The sequence below is a fragment of the Kribbella swartbergensis genome (assembly GCF_054784135.1).
The window spans coordinates 1-602 of sequence record NZ_BAAGPM010000045.1; the positions used below are offsets into that span (position 1 = coordinate 1).

1 protein-coding gene is annotated in these 602 nt (G+C 63.6%); it reads right to left on the reverse strand.

All coding sequences use genetic code 11. From position 1 onward, the window contains the following. Positions 1–602: CoA transferase (locus ACYVOK_RS34355; RefSeq protein WP_460666781.1), on the reverse strand; the 602-nt coding region annotated here is incomplete at both ends.

Below are 602 nucleotides of genomic sequence, written 5' to 3' on the forward strand. Positions count from 1 at the left end.
CGGGTCAGGGTAGTCGGAAACGACCTCGCGCTTGATGAAGTGCGGATCCTCGAGGATCTGAGAGGTGTCGTAGATCGGGCCGATCGTGACCTCGGCAGCCTCGAAGAAGGCGACGTTCTCCGCCTGCGTCCGCTCGGCGATGAAGGCGCCAATGATCGCGTCCAGCTCCTCGGCGTTCCTGACCCGGTCGGCATTCGTCCTGAACTTGGGGTTGTCGACGAGGTCGGGCCGACCGATGGAGCGGAACAGACGCTCGGCCATCTTCTGGATCGATGCCGAGAGGCTGACGTACCTTCCGTCCTTGCAACGGTAGGCGTTGCGCGGGGCCGAGTTCGTCGAGCGGCTACCCGTCCGCGGCTTGACCTTGCCCGTGAGGCGATAATTGGCCGATTGGGGGCCAAGGATGCCGAAAAGGGGATCGAGCAACGGCAGGTCGATGACCTGACCCTGTCCGCCTTTCAGCTCCACTTCCCGAAGAGCGATCATAGCGGCCGAGGCACCGTAGATGCCTGCGATGCCGTCGGCCAGGTACATCGGGGGGAGGACGGGTTCTCGGTCCTCGAAGCCGTTGATGGCAGCAAAGCCGGAGATACCCTCGACCA